Annotated in this window: 13 protein-coding genes and 3 tRNA genes; 6 read left to right on the top strand and 10 right to left on the bottom strand. The window is 74.1% G+C overall.

Annotation, left to right across the window (positions count from 1 at the left end; translation table 11 throughout):
• Positions 1-5: 5 nt before the first annotated feature.
• The 3 genes from ACFWN3_RS08335 to ACFWN3_RS08325 all read left to right on the top strand — a co-directional run bounded on the left by ACFWN3_RS08335 (position 6) and on the right by ACFWN3_RS08325 (position 3,165).
• Positions 6-977, top strand: a complete 972-nt coding sequence (locus tag ACFWN3_RS08335; RefSeq protein ID WP_377645189.1) for an ATP-binding cassette domain-containing protein — start codon at positions 6-8, stop codon at positions 975-977.
• Complete coding sequence (locus tag ACFWN3_RS08330) at positions 974-1,819, top strand: ABC transporter permease (protein WP_377645187.1); 846 nt, start codon at positions 974-976, stop codon at positions 1,817-1,819. Before ACFWN3_RS08335 ends, ACFWN3_RS08330 begins: the two co-directional genes overlap by 4 nt.
• A gap of 104 nt (positions 1,820-1,923) precedes the next feature.
• Positions 1,924-3,165 carry a hypothetical protein gene (locus tag ACFWN3_RS08325; RefSeq protein ID WP_377645185.1) on the top strand — a complete coding sequence of 414 codons (1,242 nt, stop codon included), beginning with the start codon at positions 1,924-1,926 and terminating at the stop codon, positions 3,163-3,165.
• A gap of 50 nt (positions 3,166-3,215) precedes the next feature.
• On the opposite strand, the gene ACFWN3_RS08320 is transcribed toward ACFWN3_RS08325, so the two are convergent.
• The 7 genes from ACFWN3_RS08320 to ACFWN3_RS08290 form a co-directional block, all read right to left on the bottom strand.
• A tRNA-Phe gene (locus tag ACFWN3_RS08320) sits at positions 3,216-3,292 on the bottom strand.
• A 49-nt stretch (positions 3,293-3,341) separates the two neighbouring features.
• Positions 3,342-3,415 (bottom strand) — tRNA-Asp (locus ACFWN3_RS08315).
• A gap of 22 nt (positions 3,416-3,437) precedes the next feature.
• A tRNA-Glu gene (locus tag ACFWN3_RS08310) sits at positions 3,438-3,510 on the bottom strand.
• Between the two features lie 121 nt (positions 3,511-3,631).
• On the bottom strand, positions 3,632-4,072 hold the full coding sequence (locus ACFWN3_RS08305; RefSeq protein WP_377645182.1) for a GntR family transcriptional regulator: 441 nt from the start codon (positions 4,070-4,072) through the stop codon (positions 3,632-3,634).
• On the bottom strand, positions 4,069-5,124 hold the full coding sequence (locus tag ACFWN3_RS08300) for a PHP domain-containing protein (RefSeq protein ID WP_377645180.1): 1,056 nt from the start codon (positions 5,122-5,124) through the stop codon (positions 4,069-4,071). Before ACFWN3_RS08300 ends, ACFWN3_RS08305 begins: the two co-directional genes overlap by 4 nt.
• 20 nt (positions 5,125-5,144) lie before the next feature.
• Positions 5,145-6,383 (bottom strand): cysteine desulfurase-like protein, encoded by a 1,239-nt coding sequence (locus ACFWN3_RS08295; protein ID WP_377645178.1) that lies wholly within the window; start codon positions 6,381-6,383, stop codon positions 5,145-5,147.
• Between the two features lie 11 nt (positions 6,384-6,394).
• Entirely contained in the window at positions 6,395-7,831 is a 1,437-nt protein-coding gene (locus ACFWN3_RS08290) for a GuaB1 family IMP dehydrogenase-related protein (protein ID WP_377645176.1), read from the bottom strand.
• Positions 7,832-7,881: 50 nt separating this feature from the next.
• Here ACFWN3_RS08290 and ACFWN3_RS08285 point away from each other — a divergent pair, with 50 nt between their 5' ends.
• The 3 genes from ACFWN3_RS08285 (at position 7,882) to ACFWN3_RS08275 (ending at position 9,895) form a co-directional block, all read left to right on the top strand.
• Positions 7,882-9,138: a DUF445 domain-containing protein gene (locus tag ACFWN3_RS08285; RefSeq protein ID WP_377645174.1), complete on the top strand. Its 1,257-nt coding sequence runs from the start codon at positions 7,882-7,884 to the stop codon at positions 9,136-9,138.
• Positions 9,139-9,231: 93 nt separating this feature from the next.
• Positions 9,232-9,411 carry a YegP family protein gene (locus tag ACFWN3_RS08280; RefSeq protein WP_377645172.1) on the top strand — a complete coding sequence of 60 codons (180 nt, stop codon included), beginning with the start codon at positions 9,232-9,234 and terminating at the stop codon, positions 9,409-9,411.
• Positions 9,412-9,454: 43 nt separating this feature from the next.
• Entirely contained in the window at positions 9,455-9,895 is a 441-nt protein-coding gene (locus ACFWN3_RS08275) for a DUF2177 family protein (protein ID WP_377645170.1), read from the top strand.
• A gap of 49 nt (positions 9,896-9,944) precedes the next feature.
• On the opposite strand, the gene ACFWN3_RS08270 is transcribed toward ACFWN3_RS08275, so the two are convergent.
• The 3 genes from ACFWN3_RS08270 to ACFWN3_RS08260 all read right to left on the bottom strand — a co-directional run bounded on the left by ACFWN3_RS08270 (position 9,945) and on the right by ACFWN3_RS08260 (position 13,161).
• Positions 9,945-10,736 (bottom strand): DUF1295 domain-containing protein, encoded by a 792-nt coding sequence (locus ACFWN3_RS08270; protein ID WP_377645168.1) that lies wholly within the window; start codon positions 10,734-10,736, stop codon positions 9,945-9,947.
• The gene (locus ACFWN3_RS08265; RefSeq protein WP_377645166.1) at positions 10,736-12,067 is read right to left on the bottom strand and encodes a class I SAM-dependent methyltransferase; all 1,332 of its coding nucleotides are present in this window, start codon (positions 12,065-12,067) and stop codon (positions 10,736-10,738) included. Before ACFWN3_RS08265 ends, ACFWN3_RS08270 begins: the two co-directional genes overlap by 1 nt.
• Positions 12,068-12,138: 71 nt before the next feature.
• Positions 12,139-13,161: a MerR family transcriptional regulator gene (locus tag ACFWN3_RS08260; RefSeq protein ID WP_377645165.1), complete on the bottom strand. Its 1,023-nt coding sequence runs from the start codon at positions 13,159-13,161 to the stop codon at positions 12,139-12,141.
• Between the last annotated feature and the right edge of the window lie 20 nt (positions 13,162-13,181).

The raw sequence follows: 13,181 nt of genomic DNA, 5'->3' as shown, positions 1-13,181 counted from the left end.
CGACCATGACCGACCCCACCACCAGCGCACCGGCCGTCGAGGTCCGCGGCCTGCGACTGGCGTACGGAGACCACGTCGTCCTCGACGGCGTCGACCTCACCGTCGCCACCGGGACCGTCCACGCCCTCCTCGGCCCGAACGGCGCCGGCAAGACCACGGCCGTCAACATCCTGTCCACCCTGCTGGCTCCGGAGGCCGGGACGGTGCGCGTCTGCGGGTACGACGTGACGATCGAGCCGCGCGACGTGCGCGCCTGCATCGGGCTCACCGGTCAGTTCGCCGCGGTCGACGACCTCCTCACCGCCCGCGAGAACCTCGTCCTCATGGGCCGGCTGCACCACCTGCCGACGGCCGAGATCCGCGCCCGGGCCGCCGACCTCCTCGAGCGGTTCGGCCTCGCCGACGTCGCCGACGCACGGCCGTCGACCTTCTCCGGCGGCATGCGCAGGCGGCTCGACCTCGCCATGGGGCTCGTCGGGCGGCCGCAGGTGCTCTTCCTCGACGAGCCGACGACCGGCCTCGACCCGCGCAGCCGCCGGGCGATGTGGGACATCGTGCGCGAGCTGAGGGCGGAGGGGGTGACCATCCTCCTCACGACGCAGTACCTCGAGGAGGCCGACCACCTCGCCGACCGCATCTCGCTCCTCGACGGCGGCGTGGTCGTCGCCGACGGCACCCCGGCCGAGCTCAAGCGCCTCGTCCCCGGGGCCCACGTCCGCCTCACCTTCCCCGACGGCGACGCGCTCGACCTGGCGTCGCGCACCCTCGGTGCGGGCGGCGTCGACCTCGAGGCCCTCGCCCTCGACGTCCCGGGCGACGGTGACGTCGCCACCCTGCGCGAGCTGCTCGTGCGGCTCGACGGCGCCGGGGTCCCCCTCGAGGGGCTCAGCGTCCGCACCCCCGACCTCGACGACGTCTTCCTCGCCCTCACCGGGCGCGACCGTCGTCCCGCACCCACCGAGGAGGCCCTCCGATGACCGTCGTCACCAGCACCGCCGTCCCCCGTCCGACCCGCCCCGCCCCGCGTCCCGTCACCGACGCGATGACGATGCTGGGCCGCCAGCTCCGGCACGTCCTGCGCTACCCGGAGCTGACGGTCATCGTCCTCATGATCCCCGTGATCTTCCTGCTGCTCTTCGTGTTCGTCTTCGGCGGGACCCTGGGTGCAGGGCTCGGGGCCGCGGCCGCCCCGGGTGCGGCCGGCGACCGCGGCGACTACGCCGCGTTCGTCCTGCCGGGCATCCTCCTGCTCACGATCGGCTCGATCGCCCAGGGCACGTCGACCTCGATGGCGATGGACATGCAGCAGGGCATCATCGACCGCTTCCGCACCCTGTCGATCTCGCCCGGCGCGGTCCTCTCGGGCCACGCCCTCGCGGCCACGATCCAGTCGGTCGCGTCCGTGATCGTCGTCGTCCTGGTCGGGCTCGCGGCCGGCGCCCGTCCGTCGGCGGGTCCCGACGAGTGGCTCCTCGCCCTGGCGCTCGTGTCCGGGGTGGCGCTCGCCGTGTCGTGGGTCTCGGTGGCCCTGGGCCTGCTGTCGCGCACCGTCGAGAGCGCGAGCAACTACCCGATGCCCTTCGTCCTGCTCCCCTTCCTCGGCAGCGGCTTCGTCCCCACCGACTCGATGCCGACCGTCCTGCGCTGGTTCGCCGACCTCCAGCCGTTCACGCCGATCATGGACACCCTGCGAGGCCTGCTGCTGGGCACGGCGTTCTCCACGGCCACCGCGGCCCTCGCCGTCGGGTGGGTCCTCGCCCTCACCGTGGGCGGCTGGTTGTGGGCCCGCCGCGTGTACGCGCGGCCCCGCCGGGCCTGACGGCACGGTCGGGGCGGGGTCCGCCGCGCGGGCGCTGCCGAACCGTGACCATCGGGTGGCCCGACCGTGACCCGCGGCCGTCCCCGATCCGTCAGGATCGGCCCATGTCGGACCGGGGGGACGCCGGGAGCGTCGGGAACGTGGGTGATGCCGTGCGCTGGCTCGGCGCGCCGCCCACCGTCGTGGCGCTCGTCGTCCTCCTGCTCAACGACCACGTCTGGAAGCAGCAGTGGCCGGGCGCGGTCACCGGCAAGCTGAGCGACGTCGCCGGGCTGCTCGTCGCCCCGCCCCTCCTCGCCCTCGTGGTGGCCCTCCTGCGGGTCCCCGGTCGTCCGACGTGGTGGGCGCTCGGCCTCACCGGCGTCGGCTTCACGGTGATGAAGACGTCCGATGCGGGTGCGCGGCTGGCCGCCGAGGCGTGGTCCCTCGTCACCCCGTCGCACGTCCTCGCCGACCGCACCGACCTCCTCGCCCTGCCCGTCCTCGCCCTGGCGGGGTGGACGGCGGGCTGGGCGGCCCGCCGCGACCCGGTCGACCGGCGCCGGGTCGGGCTCGCCCTCGGGTCGCTGGCCCTTCCGTTCGCCGTCGTCGCGACGAGCGCCACGGGAGCGTGCAACCCCCACCCGTCGGCGTCGGGCGTCATCACCGTGAGCGGTGGACTGGCCGTGGGCGCGGGGGACGACGAGGAGGTCGTCGTGCTCACGGGCGACGGCGACCGCGTGCTCGACACCGGTCGGCTCGTCCGGCTGCCCGCCACCGACGCGGACCGGGTGCGCACCGCGCTCGCCGACGTCGACCCGGCCTGGCGACAGCAGCCCCGGCGCCAGGGGTGCTCGAGGGTGCAGTCGACGTGGTGCTGGCGACTGGTGCAGCGCGACGAGCGGGTCCTCGTGGAGCAGACCGTCGACGGCACGCGGTGGACCCTGGAGGACCAGTCGTGGTCCGACGACCGCGACGACGTGCTCGACGACCTGGGTGAGCGCTGTGGCGAGGACCCGAGGTTCGCTCCGGTCGACGTCACGGTCGCCGACACCGCGAGGGGACCCGTCGTGGCGGTCGCTCTCCTCGAGGGCGGGGTCGCCCTCCGCGGGCCGAGCGGGACCTGGGCCCGGCTGGGCGTCGACGGGTCCTCGGACGCCCGGCACACCCCGTCGGCCGACGACCCGGACGGCCCGCTCGTCGTGGTGGGCGCACCGCCGAACCCCCGCCGCCCGGGGACCCCGACCCCGACCGGCTCGACGCCGACGCCCTCGCCGTGGCCGACCTCGCAGCTCCCGCGCCGCTCCGCTGAGCCCTCGCCGGCGCCGACGCCCTCGGTCGCGGCGACCGGGCTGCGGCCCGCGTGACGGGCCCGAAACGAGAAGATCGCCACAGGTCCGGGGACCTGTGGCGATGCTGGTGGCCAGGGGCGGGGTCGAACCGCCGACCTTCCGATTTTCAGTCGGACGCTCGTACCAACTGAGCTACCTGGCCGGACCTTGCACGAAAGGACCGGTGGTGTACCGGCCCTTCCATGAAGGAGCGACCCCGACGGGACTCGAACCCGCGACCTCCGCCGTGACAGGGCGGCGCGCTAACCAACTGCGCTACGGGGCCTTGTGTGGAGCAAGACCTTTCGTATCCCCAACGGGATTCGAACCCGTGCTACCGCCGTGAAAGGGCGGGGTCCTGGGCCGCTAGACGATGGGGACCCGACTCTCGTCGAACCCTGTCACGTCAGCAGTCCGGCGTTCGGATCCGTCGAGGACTCCGAAAGCATAGGGGATGACCGCGCGGCCACCAAAACGGGGTCCGGACGGGTCGAGGAGGGCCTCAGCGGAGCCGCCGGAAGGCGTCGCGGACGAGGGCGACGGCCTCCGCCTCGGGCAGGCCCGCGCCGCTCGCGGCCCGCGCGTAGTCGGCCGCGGCGAGCCGCAGCGCCGGGTCCGCGCCGCCCCGGGGACGGTCGGCGCCGTTCTCCGGCGACCCGGCCGCGGCCCCGTCGGGCGACACGACGGTCCCGAGCCGGCGACGGGTGAGGACGAGGCCGGCCGCCTCGAGCTCGCGGTAGGCCCGCGCCACGGTGTTCACCGCGAGCCCGAGGTCGTCCGCGAGCGCGCGGATCGTCGGCAGCTTCGTGCCGGAGGGCAACCGGCCGTCGCCGATCGCCGTGGCGAGCTGGCGGCGGACCTGCTCGAAGGGCGCCTCGGCCGCCGCGGGGTCGACCCGCAGCACCCCGTCGAGCGCCACCACCACCCGGGACACCGCGCTCACCGCCCCGGGTTCGCCCACGCGAGGACGCGCTCGGCGTCCCACGTCGTGACGATCCGGTCCCACGGGACGCCGAGCCGCTCGGCCCGCTCGCAGCCGTAGGCCTTCATGTCCAGCTGGCCGGGCGCGTGCGCGTCGGAGTCGATGGAGAAGGTGCAGCCGATGTCGAGGGCCAGCCCGACCAGGTCGTCGGGCGGGTCGCAGCGCTCGGGGCGGCTGTTGATCTCGACCGCCGTGTCGTGCTCCGCGCAGGCCTCGAAGACGGCGCGGGCGTCGAAGTCGGACTGCGGCCGTGTCCCCCGGGATCCCTCGACGAGGCGTCCGGTGCAGTGGCCGAGGACGTTGACCCGCGGGTTCGACACGGCGGCGACCATCCGCTTGGTCATCGGGGCGGCGTTCATCCGCAGCTTGCTGTGCACCGAGGCCGTGACGAGGTCGAGTCGGCCGAGCATCGCCTCGGTCTGGTCGAGCGAGCCGTCGTCGAGGATGTCGACCTCGATCCCCTTGAGCAGCCGGAAGCGCTCTCCCAGTGAGCGGTTGATGCCGTCGACGACGGCGAGCTGCTTGGTGAGCCGCTCGACCGTCAGGCCGTTCGCGACCCGCAGCTGGGGGCTGTGGTCGGTGAGGACCATCCAGTCGTGGCCGAGCTCGATCGCGGTGACGACCATCTCGTCGATCGGGCTGCCGCCGTCGCTCCAGTCACTGTGGAGGTGGCAGTCGCCGCGCAGTGCGGCGTAGAGGTCCTCCCCACCCTCGACGAGGGGGCCGCCCGACTTCGCCTGCAACGAGGCGAGGTAGGCCGGGACGTCGCCGCGAACGGCCTCCTCGACGACCCCCGCCGTCGACTTGCCGATCCCGGGGATCTCCTGGAGGGTGCCGGCCTCGACGCGCTCGGCCAGCTCGTCCGCGTCCACGGTCCGCAGGGTCCTGGCGGCGTTGCGGAACGCCTCGACCCGGTAGGTCCCGGCGCGGGTGCGCTCGAGGAGGAAGGCGATGCGGCGCAGCGCCTCGATGGGGTGGACGGGGGCCTCGAGCGGTTCGAGCAGGGCGACCATGGTGCGAGTCCTCCTCCCGCTCAAGCGATCCCGCGCAGCGCGCTGACGAGCCGGTCGACGTCGTCCTCGGAGGTGTACGGCGCGAGGCCGACGCGCACGGCTCCCGCGTCGCCGAGGCCGAGGTGGCGGGAGCACTCGACCGCGTAGAAGTTCCCGGCCGGCGCGTTGACCCCCTGCTCGGCGAGGGCGGCGCGGACGTCCTGCGGGTCGCGGCCGTCGACGGAGAACAGCAGGGTGGGCGTGCGCTTGGCCGCGTTGCTGTGCACGGTGACCCCGGGCAGGGCGCGCAGGGCGGGCTCCAGGACGCCGAGGAGGCCGATCTCGTGCTCGTGGACGGCCCTCATCCCGGCCACGATCCGTTCGCGGCGGCTCTCGTGGGAGGCGTCGGGCAGGGCCGACCCGGGTCCGCCGAGGGTGTCGGTGTCGGCGAGCGCGGCGAGGAAGTCGACGGCGGCGGTCGCCCCGGCCATGAGCTCGTAGGGGAGGGTGCCGAGCTCGAAGCGCTCGGGGACGGCGTCGCTCGACGGGAGGAGCTTGTCGGGGTGCAGGGTCTCGAGGAGGTCGGGCGAGGCGGCGACGACGCCGCAGTGCGGTCCGAGGAACTTGTAGGGCGAGCAGGTCCAGACGTCGGCGCGCAGGGCGGCGAGGTCGACCGAGGCGTGCGCCGTGGCGTGGACGCCGTCGACCCAGTGGAGGGCACCCACCTCGTGGACGAGGTCTGAGATCCGGCAGACCGGGGGCCGGGTCCCGATGAGGTTGGAGGCCGCGGTCGTCGCGACGAGCCGGGTCCGCTCGGTGAGGACGGCGGCCACGGCGTCGGCCGACAGCTCGCCCGTGGCCGGGTCGAAGTCGACCCACCGGACGGTGGCTCCGGCGGACTCGGCGGCCTGGACCCACGGGCGGATGTTCGAGTCGTGGTCGAGCCGGGTGACGACGACCTCGTCGCCCGGCCCCCACGTCTTGGCCATCGCCCGGGAGAGGTCGTAGGTGAGCGCCGTGGCGCTGCGCCCGAAGACGACCCCGCGCGGGTCGGCGCCGAGGAGGTCGGCGAGGGCGACCCGGGCGTCGGCGACGACCCGGTCGGCCCGGCGCTCGGACGGGGTGGCGGTGCCGCGGTTGCTGATCGCGCTCGTCAGGGTGTCGGCGACGGCGCGCCCGACGACGTCGGGGACCTGGCTTCCTCCCGGGCCGTCGAAGTGCGCGGCGCCCTCCGCGAGGGCGGGGAAGCGGGATCGGACGGTCGCGACGTCGTAGGGCATGGCGCCATCCTCTACCAGGAGGTGTGGAGGGGGCGGCCCTCGGCGAAGCCGGCGGTGCTCTGCAGCCCGACCGTGGCCCGCTCGTGGAACTCCTCGAGGGTGCGGGCCCCGGCGTAGGTGCACGAGCTGCGCAGCCCGGCGACGATCTCGTCGATGACGTCCTCGACGCTCGGACGCGCCGGGTCGACGTACATGCGGGCCGTGCTGATGCCCTCCTCGAACATCGCCTTGCGGGCGCGGTCGTAGGCCGAGTCGGTCGCGGTCCGGTTGCGCACGGCCCGCGACGACGCCATCCCGAAGGACTCCTTGTACTGGCGGCCCTTCTCGTCGGTGTAGAGGTCGCCGGGCGACTCGAGCGTCCCGGCGAACCACGAGCCGACCATGACGTTCGACGCACCGGCCGCCAGGGCGAGGGCGACGTCGCGCGGGTGGCGCACGCCGCCGTCGGCCCACACGTGCTTGCCGAGCTCGCGTGCCGCAGAGGCGCACTCGAGGACCGCGGAGAACTGCGGACGGCCGACCGCCGTCATCATCCGGGTCGTGCACATGGCCCCCGGGCCGACACCGACCTTGACGATGTCGGCGCCGGCCTCGACGAGGTCGCGGACCCCGGCCGCCGAGACGACGTTCCCCGCGACGACCGGCACCTGCGGGTCGAGCCCGCGCACCGCCCGCAGCGCGTCGAGCATCTTCTCCTGGTGGCCGTGTGCCGTGTCGATGACGAGGACGTCGGCGCCGGCCTCCAGCATCTCCGTGGCCTTCGACGCGACGTCACCGTTGATGCCGACGGCCGTGGCGATCCGCAGCCGGCCGCTGGGGTCGACCGCGGGGGAGTAGAGGTTGGCGCGCAGCGCGCCGGCGCGGGTGAGGATGCCGACCACCCTGCCGTCGGGGCTCACGACCGGGGCGAGCCGGCGCCGGGCGTGCGAGAGGGTGTCGAAGGCCTGCTCGACGTCGACGCCGTCGGTGACGGTCACCATGTCGCGGACCATGACGTCCTCGAGCTGGGTGAACCGGTCGACCCCGGTGAGGTCGGTCTCCGTGACGAGACCGACGGGCCGCTCCCCGGACACGACGATGGCGGCGCCGTGGGCCCGCTTGTGGAGGAGCACGAGCGCCTCACCGACGGTCGTCGTCGGGGCGAGCGTGATCGGGGTGTCGTAGACGAGGTGGCGGGTCTTCTGCCAGGCGATGACCTCGCGGACGATCTCGGACGGGATGTCCTGCGGGATGACGGTGAGCGCGCCGCGCCGGGCGGTCGTCTCGGCCATCCGGCGCCCGGCGATCGCCGTCATGTTCGCGACGACGAGGGGGATGGTCGTCCCGGTGCCGTCGACGCTCGAGAGGTCGACGTCGAGCCGGCTCGTCACCGACGACCGGTTCGGCACCATGAACACGTCGTCGTAGGTGAGGTCGAGCTGGGGCCGCAGGTCGTTGAGGAAACGCACGGCACCAGCGTAGGCGCGTGCGAGCGCGGTCGATGGGGGAGGATCGGCGGGTGAGTCTCCTGGCACCGTCCCCGGCCGACGCGGCCCGTCGCGCGGGGCTGCGCCGGATGCGCCTGCTGGCGCTCGGGCTGCTCGTGCTCGCCGCCGTCGTGTTCGTCGCGACCCTGCGGCTCGACCACGACGGGGCGTGGGGCTATGTCAACACCGCGGCCGAGGCGGCGATGGTCGGCGCGCTCGCCGACTGGTTCGCGGTGACGGCCCTGTTCCGGCACCCCCTGGGCATCCCGGTGCCGCACACGGCGATCATCCCCAAGCGCAAGAACGAGATCGGGCGCAACCTCCAGGAGTTCGTCACCGAGAACTTCCTCACCGACGAGATCGCGCGCGAGCGGCTCGCGGCGGCCCGGGTGGGGGAGCGGGCCGGTGAGTGGCTCGCCGTGCCCGCGCACCGGCGGCGGGCGATGACGGAGGTCGTCAGGGTGGCGCGCGCGGGCCTGGGCCGGCTCTCCGACGACGAGGTGCGCTCGCTCGTCGAGGACTTCCTCGTGCCGCGCCTCGTCCAGGAGCCGGCCGCCCCGATCGCGGGAGCGCTGCTCGCCGACGTCGTCGCCGACCGCACCCACCACGGCCTCGTCGACCTCGCGCTCGACGAGCTGCACTCGTGGCTCGAGGCCAACCCCGGCACGTACGCCGCCGTCATCGGCGACCGCGCCCCGTGGTGGAGCCCGCCGTGGGTCGACGACAAGGTCATCGGCTGGACCTACCAGCAGGTGCTCGCATGGGTCCGCGACATCGCCGGCGACCCGCAGCACCCCGCGCGGCTCGCCTTCGACGACCTCCTCGGGCGCCTGGCGACCGACCTCCAGGAGGACCCCGACGTCATGGCCCGGGCGGAGGCCCTCAAGGAGCGGCTCCTCACGCACCCCCAGGTGCCCGAGACGGCGATCGGGCTGTGGCGCTCGTTCCGCGCGGCCCTGACCACGGCGATGGACGACGAGGACTCGTACTTCCACCGCCGTGGCGACGAGCTGCTCGAGCACCTCGGACGCCACCTCGTCGAGGACGACGTCTGGCGAGGACGCCTGGAGGCCCGCCTTGGCGAGGCGGTCTCGTTCTTCGTCAACACCTACGGCAGCGAGCTCGCCGAAGTCATCTCGGTGACCGTCGACCGGTGGGACGGCAAGGAGGCGGCGGAGCGGATCGAGCTCCACGTCGGCCGCGACCTCCAGTTCATCCGGATCAACGGCACGGTGGTGGGCGCGCTGGCCGGGGTCGCCATCCACGCGGTGGCCCAGGTGGTGGGCTGAGGCGGAGCCCGTCGGCCCGTTGGCAGGAGGGGTCCGCGGCGCTAGCGTGACAGGACCACGGCACCACCACGGCGCGATGAAGGGCTGAACCCCATGGCAGGCAAGTTCGAGCTGTACAAGGACGCGTCGGGCAAGTTCCGCTTCCGGCTCAAGGCGAGCAACGGCCAGATCATCGCCACGGGCGAGGCGTACGAGAGCAAGGCCGCCGCGATGAACGGCATCGCCTCGGTGCAGAAGAACGCCGCCGGCGCGACAGTCGACGACCAGACCTGACGACCGGCCGCCGGGTCCACCTCGGCTCTGCGAGGATCGACGCATGTCGGACTCCGGGGGCGTCGAGGTCTCCCCACGCCGGATCGGCCTCGCCACCGCGCTCACCGCGGTGGTCTTCGGCGCGGTCGACGCCGTGTGGCTCACGCTGGGCTCCGGGGACCTGTACGACCGGACGATCGGCCACCTGCTCGCGCCGTCGGTCAACCCCGCTGCCGCCGGGGTCTTCTACGTCGTCTACGTCCTCGGCCTCGTGCACTTCGTCATGCGACCGGGGATGGCGCGTTCGAGCCTCGGCCCGTCCCTGCGTGACGCCTTCGTCTTCGGCGTCGTCACCTACGCCACCTTCGACCTGACCGCGATGGCGGTGATGCGCGACTTCCCGGCGCTCGTCGCCGTCGTCGACATCGCGTGGGGCGCGTTCATCTGCACCTTCACCGCCGCGGTCGTCCTCACGGCGATGCGCCGCTGGGCCCCCGCCCCCTGACGCGTGCCGCGGCGGCCCGACGCGGCCAGCCCGACGAGGACATCCCTGCCTAGGCGTTGGTGCGGCGCCTCGGGGGGAGGGGGAAGAACATGCTCGTGCGCTCCATGTACTCGGGGTACCCCGGACGTCTGGCCATCTCCGACTCGAGCAGCCTCGCCCCCGTCGCGAACGCGAGGAAGTACGTCATCACCACGGGCGACAGCACGGTGAGCACCCCGGGCCAGGCCTCGGCGGCGATGACGAACAGCCCCCACCAGACGGCCGAGTCGCCGAAGTAGTTGGGGTGCCGCGTCCACGCCCACAGGCCGCGGTCCATGACCTTCCCCTTGTTCGAGGGGTCCTTCTTGAACGCCGCGAGCTGGGCGTCGCCGACCGTCTCGAACGTCACCCCGACGAGCAGGACGACCACGCCGAGCGCCGCGACCCACCCGAGCGGGCGGTCGGTCGCGGCCGCCACCTGCAACGGCAGCGAGACGAACCACGCGGCGAGCCCCTGGACGAGGAAGACCTTGCGCACCGCGAACCCGAACCGCTCGCCCTCGGGCACCTGGGCCAGCATCTTCGCGTACCGCGGGTCCTCTCCGGCGCCGAGCGCCCGGCGCCGGATGTGCCACGCCAGCCGTCCGCCCCACAGGGTGACGAGGACGGCGAGCACCAGCGAGCGCACGGACCCCGTCCCGGTGAGGTACGCCACCCAGCCGATCGCGACGAAGACCAGGCCCCACGTGATGTCGACGACGGCGATCTTCCCGATCCGCCGGGCGACGAGCGCCGTGACGACCATCGCGACGGCCGACGTCGCGAGGGACGCGAGGACGACGACGAGGAGGGTGGCGCCCATCAGCGGGCCGAGTCGGAGACGACGGGAGCGCCACCGGGGCGACGGAGGAGCAGCTGGTCGACGCCCATCCGGCCGTCGCGGAACGCCTGCGACCCGCCGACGAGGTAGAGCCGCCAGACCCGCGCGGCCTCCTCGCCGATGAGCTCGACGGCCCGGTCCCAGTTCTCCTCGAGGGTGCGGTGCCACGCGTCGACCGTCCACACGTAGTGCTCGCGCAGCGCGTGCACGTCGCGGACCTCGAAGCCGGCGCCCTGGAGGAGGTTGAGCGTGTCGCCGACGGGACGCATCGTCATGTCGGGCGCGATGAACTGCTCGATGAAGGGGCCACCGCCGGGGTGGTGGCCGGCGAAGCGCGACATCTGCTGGACGAGGACGTACCCACCCGGGCGCACCGACCGGAACAGCACCTCGGCGTAGGTGTCGTAGTTCTTCTCGCCGACGTGCTCGCCCATCTCGATCGAGGCGACGGCGTCGAAGGGCCCTGCCGCGATCTCGCGGTAGTCGCGCAGCTCGATGCGGACCCGGTCGCCCAGGCCCCGCTCGGCGATCCGGCGGTCGATGAACGCCTTCTGCTCGGCCGCGATCGTCACCCCGGTCACCTGGGCGCCGAAGTGCTCGGCGGCGTAGAGGGACAGCGACCCCCAGCCGCAGCCGACGTCGAGGAAGGTCGTCCCCTCGCGCAGCCCGACCTTGCGGCAGACGAGGTCGAGCTTGGCCGCCTGGGCCCGCTCAAGCGGCATGTCCGGGCCGTCGACGTGGTACGCGCTGGAGTAGGCCAGGTGCGGGTCGAGGAGGAGCTCGTAGAACTCGTTCGACAGGTCGTAGTGGTGGCTGATGGAGGCCCGGTCGCGGGCCAGCGAGTGCAGCCGCCCCCTGACGACGGCCTGGGTGGCCGGTGGCGCCGGCGGGCGGGTCAGCGCACCGGTCTCGCGGGCGAGGCGCACGAGGTCGGGCAGCAGCCGGGCGATACGGGCAGCGGTGAGCGGCGGAAGGTCGCGCGAGGCGACCGTGGAGCGCACGAGGTCGAGGGTCTCGCCGATGTCGCCGTGCACCTCGAGCTCTCCGGTGACGTACGCCTGGGCGGCCCCCAGCTCGCCCGGGTGCCAGAGCAGCCGGGTCAGCGCCTGCGGCGTGCGCAGCGAGACGCGGGTGCCGTCGACCGGCCCGGCCTCCGAGCCGTCCCACGCCACGAGCCGCACCGGCAGCGGTCCGCGCAGGAGGGGGGCCAGCGCCGCCTCGATCCGTCCCGCGATCCCGGGTGCGGTGGGGCCGGACCCGGTCGGGCCGGGTCCGTGGGCCCCGGTGGTCGTGCGGTCGCTGGTGAGGGTCATGTCGGCGGCCTCCTGGGGAGCGGTCGTCGGTCGGTGCGCGTGCGGGCCCGCCGGGGCGGGGTGGCCGGGGGTCAGGCCGAGGGTGGTTCGGCGCCGGAGCCCGAGCCGGATGGGCGCGCGACGGCGTGGTCACCGCGGCGGGCGCGCCGTTCCCGGGCCACGGCGGTGAGCTCGGCGACGGCGGCGATGAGGTCGGGCCCGAGGAGCTCGACCCCGACCTCGTCGAGGACGCGCGGGGTGGCTCCCCGTCCGGCGAGCCACAGCGGGTGCTCCTCACCGAGTCGTCGCAGCGCGCCCGCGTGGGCCCGGAAGCCCGACGGACGGCGGCAGGCGAGGATGACGGCGTCGGCGCCGGCGATCTTGGCGGCGCTGGCGAGGGAGTGGACCGGGGTGTCGGGGCCGAGGTAGCGGATCCGCCAGCCCGACCGGCCGAGGAGCACGCCGAAGCTCAGCAGGACGATGTCATGGAACTCGCCCGGAGGGCAGGCGAGGACGGCGACCGGGCCGGTCCCGACGCCCCACGTCAGCGACAGGGCGCCCAGGCGGCGGCGCAGGAGGCTGCTCGCGAAGTGCTCCTGGGCGATGCCGATCCGGCCGAGCTCCCACATCTCGCCGATGCGGCGCAGGAGCGGCAGGACGACGTCGATGACGGCACTCTCGACGGAGCGCTCGAGGAAGGCGGTGTCGAGGACGGCGTGGGCCCGGTCCTCGTCGAGGGCGGTGACGGCGTCGAGCAGCTGGGCCACGAGCATCTGCGGGTCGGCCCGCAGGCTCGCCGGGGCGAGGCCGGTGGCCCCCGTCGGGGGCGCCTCGGCGACGTCCGACGACGTCGCGTCGTCGCCGACCTCACGGCTCGGGTCGAGGGCGGAGATGCCGGCGCGCTCGGCGGCGAGCACCCGGCGCGAGGCCTCCACGGCACTGACCCCCTGGTCGCGCAGGGTGACGACCTCGCGGACCCGGCGCTCGTCCTCGGGACCGTAGAGGCGGTACCCACCGGCGGAGCGGACGGGCTTGAGCAGGCCGTACCGACTCTCCCAGGCGCGCAGCACGTGGGTGCTGACCCCGACTCGGGCAGCCAGTTCACCAATCCGCATCGTGGGCGGGACCGAACCTC

The sequence above is a fragment of the Oryzobacter terrae genome, from assembly GCF_042756445.1.
GTDB classification, from domain to species: Bacteria; Actinomycetota; Actinomycetes; order Actinomycetales; family Dermatophilaceae; genus Oryzobacter; species Oryzobacter terrae.
This window is presented reverse-complemented; position numbering and strand designations above follow the sequence as displayed.

What these genes read in the sequence shown, in the direction of transcription:
- ACFWN3_RS08300 (WP_377645180.1), bottom strand. Translation starts at nt 5,124, where the DNA reads ATGGTCGCCCTGCTCGAACCGCTCGAGGCCCCCGTCCACCCCATCGAG.
- ACFWN3_RS08280 (WP_377645172.1), top strand. Translation starts at nt 9,232, where the DNA reads ATGGCAGGCAAGTTCGAGCTGTACAAGGACGCGTCGGGCAAGTTCCGC.
- ACFWN3_RS08335 (WP_377645189.1), top strand. Translation starts at nt 6, where the DNA reads ATGACCGACCCCACCACCAGCGCACCGGCCGTCGAGGTCCGCGGCCTG.
- ACFWN3_RS08325 (WP_377645185.1), top strand. Translation starts at nt 1,924, where the DNA reads ATGTCGGACCGGGGGGACGCCGGGAGCGTCGGGAACGTGGGTGATGCC.
- ACFWN3_RS08270 (WP_377645168.1), bottom strand. Translation starts at nt 10,736, where the DNA reads ATGGGCGCCACCCTCCTCGTCGTCGTCCTCGCGTCCCTCGCGACGTCG.
- ACFWN3_RS08260 (WP_377645165.1), bottom strand. Translation starts at nt 13,161, where the DNA reads ATGCGGATTGGTGAACTGGCTGCCCGAGTCGGGGTCAGCACCCACGTG.
- ACFWN3_RS08295 (WP_377645178.1), bottom strand. Translation starts at nt 6,383, where the DNA reads ATGCCCTACGACGTCGCGACCGTCCGATCCCGCTTCCCCGCCCTCGCG.
- ACFWN3_RS08330 (WP_377645187.1), top strand. Translation starts at nt 974, where the DNA reads ATGACCGTCGTCACCAGCACCGCCGTCCCCCGTCCGACCCGCCCCGCC.
- ACFWN3_RS08265 (WP_377645166.1), bottom strand. Translation starts at nt 12,067, where the DNA reads ATGACCCTCACCAGCGACCGCACGACCACCGGGGCCCACGGACCCGGC.
- ACFWN3_RS08275 (WP_377645170.1), top strand. Translation starts at nt 9,455, where the DNA reads ATGTCGGACTCCGGGGGCGTCGAGGTCTCCCCACGCCGGATCGGCCTC.